Origin of the sequence: Hymenobacter sp., from assembly GCF_036387835.1 — a bacterium.
Taxonomy (GTDB): Bacteria; Bacteroidota; Bacteroidia; order Cytophagales; family Hymenobacteraceae; genus Hymenobacter.
The window spans coordinates 1-14,245 of record NZ_DASVSY010000103.1; the positions used below are offsets into that span (position 1 = coordinate 1).

The window sequence follows — 14,245 nt, forward strand, 5'->3', positions numbered from 1 at the left end:
GGTAGCCGGCTACCTGATTCCAACCCGGGTACTGGCCACGCAGTCGCAGCAGCAGCGCGACGAGATGGTGGAGCTCTACCCCAACCCGGCCAGCACCGAGCTGACGGTACGCCTGCCCGTGAGCAGCAAAACCCCGGTGCAGGTTTCTCTGCTCACAGTGTTGGGCAAGACGGTGCAAACCACTGCCATAGCATCCGGGCAATTGCAGCAGGGTGCCAAACTCAACCTCAGCGACGTGGCCAATGGCCTCTACATTGTGCAGTTGCGCTCCTCGGCCGGCACCTTCACTAAGCGAGTAGTGATTCAGCATTAGAGAGCGTTCAACCTCGTTACTACCTAAAACGCCCGTCCGGCTTTCGCTGGACGGGCGTTTTGTATTTATAGCTTACTTCAAACCTGATTTCAGGAGTCGAGACAAAGTTCGGCTACCTAAGGCTGAGAACTTTTAGAAACATAGAGCGTCCCATTTTGCTCGCCGCAAAAAGCAAACTTGTCTCCCCGTCCGCACACTGGGGCCGAACCAGTAACGTACAGTCTAGACTTGGCATCCATGTACAGGCTCGTGAGTTGGTGTTGCTGCGGCAGGCTCAGCGAACGGCCAGTCGAAGTCTTGACACCCACTGTTTCAACATAAGAGCTACTGGAGTTCGGCGAAATAGGAGTCAACAGGTAATCAATGCTGTACTCCGTTCCGGCCGGACTAGTAACCCGGTTACGCGCTATCCGGGGCTCCCAATCAACTTTCCACCTCCAGTTTCTGTAAGGCTTCCAGGTTGCGCCTTCGTCTAGACTGAAATGAGAAGGACCTGCTGCATAAGCAACAGTGGAATTCGAAGCGTTTCCGAGTTGGGCATTCAGAGCTAACAGCGTGTCCTGCTGCTGAAGGAAGCCAAACAAGCCAAGGTTAGATGTATAGTTAGCGGTTGACCACGTTTTGCCCCGGTCTTTGGTTTGGTAAATCTTGTAGTTGGTAGTGATAACCAGCGTGCCGTCGATGTCGCCATGCACCGCTTGAATAGCCCGATTGTCGGGCGATGTTAGTATGTACCAGTCCTTGTCTTCAGGTTGGACAACGTCTTCGTCCGAGTCCCTTTGGCATGCACCTAGAGTTAACAAGAGTAGAACAGGTAAAAGGAGCCGTTTCATAGTGAATAGATAAAGAGCGAATTCCGAAAAGCGAAGATTTTGCTTTTGTAGAACTGGCCTGTTCCACGCTCTCAGCTCCTGTTGTGCCTACTAATGTAACCGCAGTTAATACCCCTGCAGAGGCCGCTTGTAAAGCTGAAACCCGACCTCTAAAATTAGTTGTTGGAGGTTACGATTTAAGTAATAGCTCTGCTGCTGCGAGCTAATAACCGTGCTGTACTGCGTCAGCCACCATTCGTAACGGGCATTTACCTCGAAGCACCTGACACTAAAGCCGGCGCCCACTTGAACGGCTGCCTGAATCCGGGGCGGGGCCACGTCGAGGGCAGCGGCAGCTTCGCGCAGGTCAGCATTCGTGAAGCTGCCTCCGTAGGAATTGCTGTTGTTATAGAGATAATAGCCCACGCTTGGCCCGGCAAACAAGCGCAGCGGGCCCGATTGATAGCCACCTAGCAGGCGCGCATCTAAGTGCCGGATACGGCGGTTCGAGTAAGGTATAGCGCCCAAGTTGTATGTTATTCCAACTGGAGTTTCCAGAGTTGAAACATAGCCTACTTCGGGCTGCGTGTACCAGCCGCTCCGCCCTACCTGCCAGCGCCCGAACAGCGTGATTCCGTTGCCGGTTTCATCGTTGTTCTGGTCAACCTGCGGATCAATACTGACCGAGCCCATCTTAAATTCACGCTGCCCGGTGTGCAGACGAGCTACATTGAAACTGCCGCTTACGCCAGCAGCTTGCAAGTGCTGACCATAGCCGGCAGTTGAAGCCAGACGTAGCAATGATAGGATAGGCAGTCCGTAAGTGTATATTTTTCTCATGCGGGCGAATTGATTAATAAGACAATTAACTGCCTAATAATAAATAATTTTCAGCTTCTTGCCCTACTTCGCCCGAAACGACCACGTAACGCGGAACGTGGCTACCACGTCGCCAACTTGGTCGAGGCCGGTACTGGTGCAAACTACGGTGCGGCCTTCGCCGCTGGCGCGGCTGTCGGCTATGGCTTGGGCGATGCGGGAGCCGTCTTCGCTGGTGAAAGCAATGAGGCCGACGGCTTTCTTGGTAAACTCTGCTTCCATTCCTACCACTAGCATCGAAACGCGGCCGGCGCCTTGGGTGTACATCATGGCTAGTAGGCCGCTAGCCATTTCCGCGGCCATGCTTAGGCAGGCAAAGTAGATGCTTCGGAAGGGGTTCTTGGTCAGATACTTATAGGTTACCGTAATAACGGCGCGCTCTGGTGTAATCTCGCGCAGCCGCAACCCGGCCAGGTACGCCATGGGCAAGCTGCGCAGCATAAACAGCCGCAGCTTCAACGGATTGGAGATTGTGCGCCGAAAAGCAGCGGCGGCAGGGGTATCGGTAGCGGTGGCGGGAATCGGGGTCATGGCGGGCGGGAAAGGTAGGGTATAAATATAGCGCGAAGCGGTTGCTTTGCGCTGCCCTATTGTGGGCAAGCTTAACTGAAAATCAGCTTTTCTTTTTCTCCAGCACCAGCACCACTTTGTTGAAGTTGGCGGCGGCATTTACCACGTCGCGGAACACTTCAAAGTCTTTCTTGGGCCAGTGAATTTGGCGGTACGCTTCCGTAATGGTCACTTTCACGGTTTGGCCCTGCACGTCGTACTTCGAGTGAAAGTAGTACAGCGGGTCTTTGGCATCGGGGCCAGCCTTCACGTCGGCGTTGAAATCTTGCAGGTTGCGGACCTGGTAGCCGGCCGGCAGTTCCAGTGTAATAATGCGGTTGTAGCGACGGTTGAAGTCGTTTTCCACGTCGTATTGCCGGGTTTCGGCCTGGTATAGCTCCGACTGCGGCCCGAGCAAGTCGCCAATCTTGAACAGGTAGCGTTGGCCGGCCTTGTTGAGCAGGCCCGCCGATTCTACGCTGGCATCTATGAGAAACGGCTTGTTGAGCGGGCTCAGGCCGGCCTCGCCGTTGGTTACTTTTACGCTCTGGAACGTAGCGTCGGGCACGTTGCTCTTCACCAAGGCTTGCAGAATTTCGGCGCGCTTCCCTTCCGGAATCAACGAGTAGTACGGCTGAATTTCCTGCGCGTGGTAGCCACCCAACACTTAGTGCATATCCACAACCACAATAGCCTTGTCCTGCTCCGGCGCAAACTTCACTTTGATGTCGAGGTCAAAGGGGCTTTGCTCGGTGCTCAGCGTTGGGATGTCGCGCACCGTGCCAACCGCCGACTCAGTGGAGCCTAGCTTTACGGTTCGCACAAACAGGCCTTTGCTGGCCGTCCAGCCCGGCGGCACCATGCCGTAGCGAAAATCGGGGTGGGCAGGCGCCAGCATCTGCTTGGTTTCGGGGAAGTAGAGGATGTAGTTGTCGAGGTAGTTCCAGGAATCAAACGACTCGTCGAAGGCCACGTCGGCGCGGTCGGACGTCACTACCAACTCATGCCCGATGTTGAGACGCCGGAGCAAGGCTGCAAACAGCCGGTCATGCCCATTTCAGAGGCATTGTGCGTGGCGGCTATGCGCGCCAGGTTGGATTCGGCACTTTCCTGCACGTTGAAGTTGGTTTTCAGATACTGCTACTGTTCTAAAGCCCGCACCCCGGTTTCCAGGTCGCCGGCCGGCACCTTGGCTGTTTTCAGTATCTTGTCGGCTGCCTTGCTCTCGTCCTTCTCCAGCGTGTACGTGCTTCCGTGCAGGTACATGCTGGCATCGGCCCACGTGAAAAGCCGGGTTCGGCCGCTTCGGGCGCTGTAGGCCATCTTGTATTCCACACGCGTGCGTTCGGCTTCGGTGGTAGCAAAGGCTTCTTCCCGCACGGCCGGCACATGGGCCAGCTTCATGTTAAGATGGTGCTTACCAGCCACGACGGTGGATTCACGCAGTACCAAGACCGAATTCTTAGCTTCGTCGTCGAAAATGGCCAGGCGCTTGGTGCACTTGGCGGCCCAATCATACTTGGCGTATTGCAGCGCCTCCGGCACCGTTTAGGCCAATACAGGCGCGGCTGCGAGTTAAATACCCGGTCACTGGCGTACGCCACCGACTGCGCATCCAGGTGCAGCATGTCATGTCCTGATGGTGCCGGGCCAGCACGACTACAGAGTCGCCTTTCAGTTCCAGCGTCAGGTCGGTGCGGTAAGTTTCCTCCGTTCTAATGTGACGTCGGGCCGGTGGCAGCGGTGCAATATTTCAGCGGGGCCAAATAACCGTCGCGGGTCAAGCGCTGGCCGTTGCGCACAAGCTGCACCAGCAGCAAATAATGCCCTACAGGCCGTGTTATAAGGTGGAATTCGCATCGGAATAGATAATCAAACAACGCTAAAGCGGTAGATCCACACTAAATAAGGGCAAGCAATATTCTTGCAATAAGACATATTAGCACTTCCTCCTGAAACATACAGGTGGCTTGAGGTCAACAATAATTTTCAAGAAGCGGCTACCAGCTTACTCGCGCCTACTGCTTAACTATTTTCTTGCGCTTGGAAGCAGGTGCTGCCGGATACACCGTCAATTCACGGTAGCCGTAGGTGGGATCGGGCTCCCGCCGAAAATCCAGTTCTTCCAGCACGCCCACTACCAGTTCGGCGGTGGTGTACACGAGGTTGCCATCGAGCAAATGCCCACCCACAGTGCGCCCCGTCGAGTCGGATACGGCCAGATGTAGATGGCTCCCATTAACAGAGAGCGTACCTACCAACGACACAATTTCGAAGTGCCCCCGGTATACAGTTGGGTTTTCCTGATTGGCGAGCCTCAATGTGGCTTGCGTCAGGCTGCCAACACACGTCACTATAGCCCCCGCTCGAATCTGATGCAACTCTACAAAGGCATTGAGTTGCTGCCGTAAGTCCTGGCCCGGCTTCAGGCGCAGCGCATACGTGCGCATAGGCGAGGCAACTAGCAGGGCAGACGATACAGTAGGCATAGCAGCGGGAGTTTGGGCGAAAATAACAGCCGGCCACAAAAACAGCAGGAAGAACAGGCGCATCAAGCAGGCAATTAGAGGTGAATTTGTGAGAGGTGAAGTTGTGAGGAGTGTTTTTGCGCACAAGTTCACCTCTCACAACTTCACCTCTCCCGTAGGACTACGAACAAGCGGCGCAAACACAAACCAGCCGCGAGTTTTGTTGAGTTGGTTGATTACACCTGCAACAAAGCCCGCGGCTGTTTTGTGTTTGCGCCGCTTTTGTGTGCTCTTACCGGTTGAAACGCACGTCGCCGTAGCGCACTCGAATATTGACGTTACTAGCCGCGGGGGTGCGCGTTTTTATTACGTTGAAAGTGCCTTGCATGTCACTGGAAATAGGGCTGGTTTCCTCGGAAGCTACCCGTACCAGTTTCTTGTCGACAAGCAGCTTACCGTGTTGCGTGTTCACATCGAAGTTGAAGCCGGCCTCGTCTTCGAAGTTCAGCAAGATTGTGCTGTAGCCCCCATCGAGGTTGATCTGGCGGAAGTTGCGGCCCGTGTTGCGCACCTCGAAGTTGGGGCAATACTGCACCGTCATGTCGAGCTGGTTGCTAAGCTTGTCGATGCTGAACTTCGAGAAGCCCGACGTACCTCGCAAGTTGCGGACCGTGCCAAGGGCAACGTCGCCGTACTTGCTGTGCACGGTCAGATCCTGCACAACCCCGATGTTGATGTCGGAGTAGTTGTTGCGCAGGTCTACGTTCTGGCCCCCATCGAGGCGCAGGCGAGAGTAAGAAGCCTCGATACCCGCTTGGCGCACGTAGGGCACGGCTGCCTGGCTGTTGCTGATGCGCAGCAGATTATGGCTACCATCGAGGCGCCCGGTGCGCAATGTACCATACTCCACGGCCAGTTCGGTGGGGCCGGTTAGGTCGCCCAAGATGCTTACTTCACCAAACGTGTTGTGAATGTTTAAGGGCGTGTTCCGGGGCAGCCAAATGGTGTAGTTCACCTCGTAAAGCTTGGTTCGGCTCCAGCAACCGTGCGGCATGGCACCAAACTTCGAGCGGGCTGATACTCCACCGGTGGCAGGATCGGTTTCCAGCACCTGCACCTGAATCATTTCTTGCAACTGCTGAGCTTTCTCGTCGGTGTCGGCGCGGGTAATCACGTCCACATCGGTCCGAATTTCCGGCCGGTTCCACACGTTCACCTGCACCCGGCCATAGCGGGTAATTAAGTGGAACGGCTTACCATTAGGCGCGGCAAAGGTGCGGCTTAGCTTGCGAGTCCGCTCGGCGGCCGGCACTACCGCATCGTCTTCCTGCTGATTTTGTTGGCGCTCTTGCGCTGCGGCGGTTTGCTGGCAAGATCCATCGGATAACACCTCCGGGCCCCCACCTTGTGGCCAAAAGACAAGCACTTCCGCGCCCGACTGCTGGTAATACTGAACCTCGGCGGAAGCGTTGGCACGAGCCGGCGTATTGGCGGTCTGTTGTGCTTGCACGGTCTCGCCGGCTGCCAGCAGGCAGCCTACCGCCAGCACACGGCTGGTCCACAGAAAAGTGCGGCGGAAATAGCTCATGGCATCGGGTGGCTATCGGCAATCATCAGTGGCTGAGCGTGGTACTCCTGCACCTGCTCGCGCGTACGAGCCTGCTGATTGAGGATGTCGAGGCGGATTTGCAGGTTGCGGTTCATAGCTTCCAGCACCACATCAGGCTCGGGGTTGCGGTATAACTCCACCTTTAGCTGGCGATACGTCGAATCAAGGCTAGCCAGTTCAACGCCCCAATCGGCGGTAGACGGAGCACTCGACACGGCCGTAGCGGCTTCTAGCTGGCGCAGTTCGTTTTGCCGCTCCCTGATTTCGGCGGCATAGTAGTTTTCCATGCGGCTCACAGCCGCAGTCAGTTGCTGCGCGGGAGCCTCAGTTGCATTGGCCACCGGCGACGCGCCGAAGTACAGGCCGGCGTTAACATCTTCCGGCTCGATAGTCGGCGCCGCCAGCACCAGCGGGGTAGTGCCCGTGTTGGTCCAGGTGGTCGGGCGCTGTTCACTGCTCCACATGGCACCAGCGCCGGCCAGCATCAATAAGGCAACCGCCGCCGCCATACCAGGGCGCGGCAGCCAACCATTACGGCCCGCCGGCGCTGCCGGCTTAACCGGCGCAGCTTCCGGCGCGTTGGAATACAGTTTTACAATTCGCAAGGGTGTAGTGTCAGCCGCTTCTTCGGGGCCGGGGGCAACAGCGCCAGCCGTGGGTGCGGCTAGCTTCTGTTCGATGTCATCCCACAAATCCGGGCGCGGCTCGAACGCATCGAATTCGGCACGGTGCCGCTCGATGAAATTCTCCAGACCGGTTTCTTTGTCGTTCATAAGGGGGGAGGTACTAGGCACGTGGTTTATTTCAACCCGTCGCGCCCCGTCATTTTTGGGGTGGGCGGTGCACGGCAGGTGAAGTAAGATGAGGTAAGAAGGTATTTTTACGAAGAAAGGCCCCGCTGGCAAGCCAGCTCCAGCAGCTTTTTACGGGCCCGGCTGTACTGCGACTTCGACGTAGACTCGGTGATACCCAAAATGCTGGCAATTTCGGCGTGGTCGTAGCCCTCGAGCAGGTACAGCGTCAGTACTACCCGATAGCCATCGGGCAGCTCTTGTACACAGCGCCGCACCACATCGGCCCGCCACTGCAGGCCTTCCATGTCGGCGGCCTGATCGGGAAAATCGGGGCTGGCGGCGTCGTGCTGCTCGCCCAAAGGCACCAGTTGCAAACGCCGATTGCGCAGGCAGTTAATACTCTTGTTGATGACAATCCGTTTCAGCCAGCTGCCAAACGACGAGTCGCCTTTGTAGCTGTGCAACTCCCGGAAAGCACTCAGAAACGACTCTTGCAGCACGTCCTCGGCCTCGGCGTAGTCGCCGGTGATACGCAAAGAGGCGTTGAACATAGCTTTCGAGTAGCGCTTATAAATTTCGGCCTGCGCCCGCCGGTCGCCCAGGCGGCACCGCTCTACCAGCGGGGCATTGATGTCGGTATACGCAAAAGCTTCCATAGCGTCGGGCGAAGGCAGCGAATTAAGGGATGGATGATCGTAAATATCCAACTTTCCAAGCAAAGCCGCCAGCGGGGCGAACATGCAGAACAAAGACTTAGCTAACGAAGCGAGGGTTGCACAACGTCAATGAAAAGTCGGCTATTGCCTCTATCTTTGAAAGCTTCTATACTCTTGTCTTTTTATCAGCTTTATGAGGAATTATCTTCTCTCTGTCTTAGTGCTTACTACTTTGCTCTTTTGCGGATGCAAAAAGAAAATTGATTTCGGCCCCGATGAAGGCATCACCTACCGCGACAACAACAACAATCCTGTATCAAAAATTGACCCCTCAGACTGGACGCTAGATGGCAACTGGAGCAAGCAGGAAAAAAAGTTATTCGACGGCTTAGGCGTCGACGTGAACAGCACGGCACAAGGTGTCGTCCGAAACATCAGCCTCTATCCCAATCCGATAGAAACGCAAGGCAACTTCACCTATTCTGTAACTGCAAGTCTTTCACTGAAGCTGGTTGTCGTTGACCGCAAGTATAAGGTTCTGCTCAACACAACTTACGCTCCTCCTACTGTGGGTCACTATGCATTCAATATTGATTTCACTGACAGCAAGTTCGAGAGTGGGGAAAGCTACCGGATGTACTACGTGTTCTATCAAGGCTCTACGCTTTACTACAAAGGGCACGGTGATATCAAGATGGCTGATTAGCTAATTAATAAAACAAGCCCGCCTGGTATTACCAAACGGGCATATTCTTAGATTGCCGCTTCGGCGACGTGTGTTATAAGCTGAAGCTACAGCTACACGTCAAACTTAATACCCTGCGCCAGCGGCAGTTGCGTGCTGTAGTTGATGGTGTTGGTTTGACGGCGCATGTATACGCGCCAAGCGTCGGAGCCCGACTCACGGCCGCCGCCAGTTTCTTTTTCGCCACCAAAAGCACCGCCTATTTCCGCGCCGCTGGTGCCGATGTTCACGTTGGCAATTCCGCAGTCGGAGCCGGTGTGGGCCAGAAAGGCTTCGGCTTCGCGCATGTTCAGCGTGAAGATGCTGGATGACAGCCCCTGCCGCACTCCGTTTTGCAAGGCTATGGCTTCTTCTACCCCGCCGCTGTATTGAATCAGGTACAAGATGGGCGCAAAGGTTTCTTCCTGCACCATGTGGTAGTGGTTTTCAACTTCTACCAGCGCCGGCTGCACGTAGGTGCCGGTTTCGTAACCAACGCCGGTCAGTACTTCGCCCCCCGTAAGCAGCTTGCCGCCTTCGGCCTGCACACTTTCCAAGGCTTTCGTGAAGTTCTGTACGGCGTCTTGATCAATCAGCGGGCCAACTAAGGTGCCCTCCTGCAAGGGGTTGCCGATGGGCAAGTTTGGGTAGATTTTCAGCAGGCGAGCCTTCACGTCTTCAAACACGCTTTCGTGGATGATAACCCGGCGGGTGGTGGTGCAGCGCTGCCCGGCCGTACCTACCGCGCCAAACACAATGGCCCGAATGGCAATATCGAGGTCGGCGTGCTCGGTGACGATGATGGCGTTGTTGCCGCCTAGCTCCAGCAAAGCGCGGCCCAACCGGGCCCCGACTACCTCGCCTACCTTTTTACCCATGCGGGTGCTGCCCGTAGCCGACACCAGCGGCACCCGAACGTCGGCTGCCATCCGGGCCCCAATCTCAGCCTCGCCAATCACCAGGTTGAAGACGCCTTCGGGCAATTCATTTTCGCGCAGCACGTCAGCCAGGATATGCTGCACAGCTACGGCCGTGAGCGGCGTTTTCTCAGAGGGTTTCCAGATACACACGTCACCGCATACGGCGGCCAGCATGGCGTTCCAGCTCCAAACCGCCACCGGGAAGTTAAAGGCCGAGATAATGCCGACGATGCCCAACGGGTGGTACTGCTCGTACATGCGGTGCGCGGGCCGCTCGGAGTGCATGGTGAACCCATGAAGCTGCCGTGAGAGGCCCACCGCAAAGTCGCAGATGTCTATCATCTCCTGTACTTCGCCTAGGCCCTCTTGCAAGATCTTGCCCATCTCGTAGCTCACCAGCTTGCCGAGCGGCTCTTTGTATTCGCGCAGCTTGTTGCCGATCTGTCGTACTATTTCGCCCCGTTTTGGTGCGGGTACCGTGCGCCACGTCGCAAATGCAGCCTGAGCTACTGCTACCACTTGATCGTAGTCGGCGGCAGTGGCTAGGGCAACTGTGCCGATGCGGCGGCCGTCAGCGGGTGAATTAATTGCCTTGGAATGGCCGCTTGCCGCACTGCCCCATTGCAGGCCGGTACTCCAGGCACCGTTTTCAGTTTGTACACCTAGCTCTCGCAACACTTGCCGAATACCGTGAGCGTCATGTTCTTGCACGTCGGTGCCGGTAGCGGCCGCTTCTTCTATGGCTTGTTTCATGGTGTCAGGAATGGGATGGGGATTGGGTTAGCAAAGGTACTGTCCTTCCGGGACTAAGCTGAATCGTGTGTATAACCACGAATTTTTCAGTGATTCTAATTTGTATAATTTCGAGTATTGATAAAAATATTTAATGTGATTTTTTTTAATAATTATACAAATTTCATGTTTGCTTATACTACGCACCAATAGTCGCATAACTCTGCTTGTTGTAGCAAATCGTTTTTTTTATCATTACAACAGATTTTCATATATATTGGATTATGCTCACTCCTCTTCTGATTACACCGCCTGTTACAACGTACGTCGAATACCTGAACCTCTCTTACCGCCCCGACCTACGCATGGTCGTATTACGCTGGCTGCGCGATGCCTCTCTTCCTGAATTGCAGGCCGCTCATCAGGCCGCCTTGGAATTAGCGTTGCGTCATAGTGCCGTTTTTTGGTTTATAGACGTCCGGCGCCGACAAGTAGTTAACAACACCCATACTCGTTGGGTGGCCGATGAGTTCCTACCATACGCTGCAGCCTTGTTACCCTCAAACAAGCTAAGAATAGCTTATTTCACGTCTCCTGGCCGCCAGCATATCACCAACTCTGATCCGGAGATGCAGCTCACTATCATGCGTGCCCAAAGCCCAAGCCAACCTTACCGTTTGCGCTCTTTCCTAGATGAAGCGTCGGCCATGGCGTGGCTGCTTGATGCTTAAGCTGACGTATTAACTACTTGCCTCTATGTTTTAATTATTCAATTTGCATCTGCAAAATTTATATTTCATTAACAGAACTCGATGATACTCCGTCGCTAGCTCGTTGGGAGGACCTGTCGGGAGAAAGCTCGGTTTTATCACCAAGGGTTACCCGACAAGCACATGCTGCCCCAAACCTGTACTATCGCCGATCATCTTTTACTTACCTACCGCCCCGATATGGGTGTGCTAATTGCCCGCTGGCAACGACCAGTAAGCTTAAGCGAACTGCAGGCCGGTTATCGGGCCGTAGCCGACGAAGCCGAGCGGCACAGCGCGGTGCGTTGGCTGCTCGATACGCGGGCCCTTACCGTGAGTGCGGAAGCCGGGCGTTGGGTGAACGATGTATTCTACCCTGCCCTAGTAACCCGGTTCAGCCAGCCTTTGCGCATGGCCTACATGGTACCGCCCGACAGCCAGCGGCTCCTGCGTACCGATGCCGAAATGGCAATGCTTCTCAGCCGCTTCGAGCAAAACATGTTCCCCTACTGTTTTCAGCTCTTCGACCAGGAAGGTGAAGCTCAAAGTTGGTTGGCTAGCCCCATCAATTGAGGGTGGTAGTAGCGCAATCAAGTAATCCCGTTTCAAGAATTACCCTTGTTGAGAGGCCCTACCGCCTTGCCAGGTAATCATATTAAATTCGTGGTGCGCCTGTACCAGAGTCTTCTTAAATGACGCGTTATTTCTGCTTGCCTTTGTTCATTATCTCTACTAAGTTCAACCTATAGTATGTACGCCGTAATGCCATCCGTGACTTGCACCATCCAATATCGTCCAGATCTGAGTATCCTGGTGGTGCGCTGGCCCGATGATGCGCCCTTGCTTCAACTGCAAGCTGATTTCACAGCCGTGTTGGTGGCCGCTCAAGAACACAATGTGGCTCGCTGGCTACTCGATGTGCGCCGACGGGAACAAATTAGTTTGGAACTAGGTCGTTGGACCACCTCTATTTTCTATCCGCAAGCCGCCAGCCGGATGGCTCCTCAGGTGCTGCACATTAGTGTATTATGCTCCCCGGCTCGCATGGCCGTTTATGCCTCCGACCCAATAAAAATGCAGCACCTAACGTACGGGTTAGCTCCTGAACGGCCGTATTACATGCGCCTCTTCGGCGACGAAGGCTCTGCTATGGAGTGGCTATGCGCCAAATTCTGACTTGCTGGTCCTTATAAGCGAAGAACTACATGCTATAAGGCAGTATCGAATCACGACTCACCTATAAGTCCTCCACGAAAAGAAATCACCAGACATAAAAAAAGCTTCTACTGTGTAGCAGAAGCTTTTTTTATGTCTGGTGATGCTTGAAACTACTCGGCTTGTCCGATTGGATAGTACGCCTTGCGGCCGTCAGGATATACGCCTTCTACGAGGGCGCCTTGGCTATCCTTGGCAGCTTCCAGGAACTTCTCCACATCTTGGGGCTTCGTTACCTTGTTCTTGTCGATACGGGTAATGATGAAGCCGTCGTCGATACCGGTTTCACGGAAGTTGGATTTACCAACACCCGAGATTTTAGCCCCGCCATCCAAGCCGAGCTTGTTCATCTCTTGCTTGCTTACGGGCGCCAACGTAGCCCCTTCATATTTGATGGCTTTGCTAACTTCCTCGCGGATGATATCCGTAGTACCGGTGGCGTTGCGCAGGGTAGCCGTCGTGGTGCGGGCATCGTTGCCGCGCAGGTAGGTTACCTTGATTTTGTCGCCGGGGCGGAAGCGGGCTACCTGCTCCTGCAGCTGCGACGAGGTATTCACCTTCGTACCGTTGATTTCGGTGATGATGTCACCCGGCTTGATACCGGCTTCGGAGGCTGAGCTGCCTTCGGTTAAAGACTGCACATACACCCCATTAAGGGTGGAAAGCTTTTTCTCGGAAGCCAGCGTAGCGTCAACTTCCTGAATGCTTACGCCCAACAGGGCCCGCTGTACCACTTTGTACTTTAGCAGGTCGTCAATCACCTTGCTCACGATGGAGCTAGGCACGGCAAACGAGTAGCCGACGAACGAACCAGTCTGCGAAGCAATGGCCGAGTTGATACCAATCAGGTCCCCGTTGAGGTTCACCAGGGCACCGCCCGAGTTACCAGGGTTTACTACGGCGTCGGTCTGCAAAAACGACTCGATACCCATATTCTGGTTGCTACGCGAGCTTTGCTCACGCAGGATACCGATGTTGCGGCCCTTGGCCGAGATAATACCGGCCGTAACGGTGGAGTTGAGGTTGAAAGGGTTGCCGACGGCTAACACCCACTCCCCTACTTTCACTTGGTCGGAATTACCGTAGCGAATGAAAGGCAAGTTATCGGCTTTTACCTTCAGCAGTGCCAAGTCGGTGGTAGGATCGGTACCTACTAGTTCGGCGTCAAACTTACGCTTGTCGTCCATGATCACCGTAATCTTGTCGGCCTTATCAATTACGTGGTTGTTGGTAACGATATAACCATTGGCTGCAATGATAACGCCCGAGCCAGAACCCTGCTGTACGCCCTGCCCCTGGCGACCATGATACTGTTCAAAGTCATCGCCAAAAAACTGCCGCAGGAACGGGTCCATTTGGGCAGAACCACCTTGGCTTTGCTTCGGCGCATATTCTGTCGTTACGTGCACCACGGCGGGTGTCACAGATGCTGCGGCCGCCGTGAAGTTGAGACCTTCGGGTACTACATAGTTGCTGCTGCGCAGCTCGCTCGTGTACCGAACATTGGGGTCAGCGGCTACGGCTTGAGGCGTAACGGTACGCTCCGGCTCCAGCAGCTTGTACCCACCCACTGCTACACCGCCGCCAAGAATGGCAGAGCCGAGCAGACCGAGCATCATCTGTTTTGCTTGCATGGATAATATAATAGTTGAAGAAGAAAAAGAAGAGACTCTAATTTACAAATCCAGCATGAAAAGCAAATGAAATTTCCTTGCCTATTCAGCTGCTAACGAAAGATGCGCGCCACCTGGTATGGGGTTGCATCGTTCTGGAATTTCTAGTCGCTCGCTACTGACTTTGGTTGCCTTATACATGTACGTGGGCA

At 54.7% G+C, this 14,245-nt stretch carries 17 protein-coding genes; 5 read left to right on the forward strand and 12 right to left on the reverse strand.

The window, feature by feature from the left end; all coding sequences use genetic code 11:
- A partial coding sequence (locus tag VF639_RS19570; protein WP_331147629.1) for a T9SS type A sorting domain-containing protein occupies positions 1-313 on the forward strand: 313 nt, incomplete at its 5' end.
- Positions 314-429: 116 nt separating this feature from the next.
- Here the strand turns inward: VF639_RS19570 and VF639_RS19575 are convergent.
- From VF639_RS19575 to VF639_RS19620, 10 genes are all read right to left on the reverse strand, one after another.
- Positions 430-1,146, reverse strand: coding sequence for a sialidase family protein (locus VF639_RS19575; RefSeq protein WP_331147630.1), 717 nt, complete (start codon positions 1,144-1,146; stop codon positions 430-432).
- 105 nt (positions 1,147-1,251) lie between these two features.
- Positions 1,252-1,965, reverse strand: coding sequence for a hypothetical protein (locus VF639_RS19580; protein WP_331147631.1), 714 nt, complete (start codon positions 1,963-1,965; stop codon positions 1,252-1,254).
- A 63-nt stretch (positions 1,966-2,028) separates the two neighbouring features.
- Positions 2,029-2,535: a DUF4442 domain-containing protein gene (locus VF639_RS19585; RefSeq protein WP_331147632.1), complete on the reverse strand. Its 507-nt coding sequence runs from the start codon at positions 2,533-2,535 to the stop codon at positions 2,029-2,031.
- Between the two features lie 82 nt (positions 2,536-2,617).
- Positions 2,618-3,220, reverse strand: a complete 603-nt coding sequence (locus tag VF639_RS19590; protein WP_331147633.1) for a hypothetical protein — start codon at positions 3,218-3,220, stop codon at positions 2,618-2,620.
- Positions 3,221-3,583, reverse strand: coding sequence for a hypothetical protein (locus VF639_RS19595; protein WP_331147634.1), 363 nt, complete (start codon positions 3,581-3,583; stop codon positions 3,221-3,223).
- Positions 3,584-3,693: 110 nt separating this feature from the next.
- On the reverse strand, positions 3,694-4,098 hold the full coding sequence (locus VF639_RS19600; protein ID WP_331147635.1) for a hypothetical protein: 405 nt from the start codon (positions 4,096-4,098) through the stop codon (positions 3,694-3,696).
- A 473-nt stretch (positions 4,099-4,571) separates the two neighbouring features.
- Positions 4,572-5,105, reverse strand: coding sequence for a PPC domain-containing DNA-binding protein (locus VF639_RS19605; RefSeq protein ID WP_331147636.1), 534 nt, complete (start codon positions 5,103-5,105; stop codon positions 4,572-4,574).
- Between the two features lie 208 nt (positions 5,106-5,313).
- The gene (locus VF639_RS19610) at positions 5,314-6,609 is read right to left on the reverse strand and encodes a hypothetical protein (RefSeq protein ID WP_331147637.1); all 1,296 of its coding nucleotides are present in this window, start codon (positions 6,607-6,609) and stop codon (positions 5,314-5,316) included.
- Positions 6,606-7,403, reverse strand: coding sequence for a hypothetical protein (locus tag VF639_RS19615; RefSeq protein ID WP_331147638.1), 798 nt, complete (start codon positions 7,401-7,403; stop codon positions 6,606-6,608). The genes VF639_RS19610 and VF639_RS19615 overlap by 4 nt, the downstream gene beginning before the upstream one ends.
- Positions 7,404-7,510: 107 nt before the next feature.
- Entirely contained in the window at positions 7,511-8,080 is a 570-nt protein-coding gene (locus VF639_RS19620) for an RNA polymerase sigma factor (RefSeq protein ID WP_331147657.1), read from the reverse strand.
- A gap of 220 nt (positions 8,081-8,300) precedes the next feature.
- Between VF639_RS19620 and VF639_RS19625 the strand changes: the two genes are divergently transcribed.
- Entirely contained in the window at positions 8,301-8,786 is a 486-nt protein-coding gene (locus VF639_RS19625) for a hypothetical protein (RefSeq protein ID WP_331147639.1), read from the forward strand.
- A 92-nt stretch (positions 8,787-8,878) separates the two neighbouring features.
- Here the strand turns inward: VF639_RS19625 and amaB are convergent, their stop codons facing one another.
- A complete protein-coding gene (gene amaB / locus VF639_RS19630) occupies positions 8,879-10,477 on the reverse strand; it encodes an L-piperidine-6-carboxylate dehydrogenase (RefSeq protein ID WP_331147640.1) in 1,599 nt (532 codons plus the stop codon).
- A gap of 263 nt (positions 10,478-10,740) precedes the next feature.
- On the opposite strand from amaB, the gene VF639_RS19635 reads away from it, so the two are divergent.
- The 3 genes from VF639_RS19635 (at position 10,741) to VF639_RS19645 (ending at position 12,381) form a co-directional block, all read left to right on the forward strand.
- The gene (locus tag VF639_RS19635) at positions 10,741-11,187 is read left to right on the forward strand and encodes a hypothetical protein (protein WP_331147641.1); all 447 of its coding nucleotides are present in this window, start codon (positions 10,741-10,743) and stop codon (positions 11,185-11,187) included.
- Positions 11,188-11,349: 162 nt separating this feature from the next.
- Complete coding sequence (locus VF639_RS19640; protein ID WP_331147642.1) at positions 11,350-11,778, forward strand: SpoIIAA family protein; 429 nt, start codon at positions 11,350-11,352, stop codon at positions 11,776-11,778.
- Between the two features lie 198 nt (positions 11,779-11,976).
- Positions 11,977-12,381 carry a hypothetical protein gene (locus VF639_RS19645; protein WP_331147643.1) on the forward strand — a complete coding sequence of 135 codons (405 nt, stop codon included), beginning with the start codon at positions 11,977-11,979 and terminating at the stop codon, positions 12,379-12,381.
- A 152-nt stretch (positions 12,382-12,533) separates the two neighbouring features.
- Here VF639_RS19645 and VF639_RS19650 read toward each other — a convergent pair whose 3' ends face one another.
- Positions 12,534-14,054 (reverse strand): Do family serine endopeptidase, encoded by a 1,521-nt coding sequence (locus tag VF639_RS19650; protein ID WP_331147644.1) that lies wholly within the window; start codon positions 14,052-14,054, stop codon positions 12,534-12,536.
- Between the last annotated feature and the right edge of the window lie 191 nt (positions 14,055-14,245).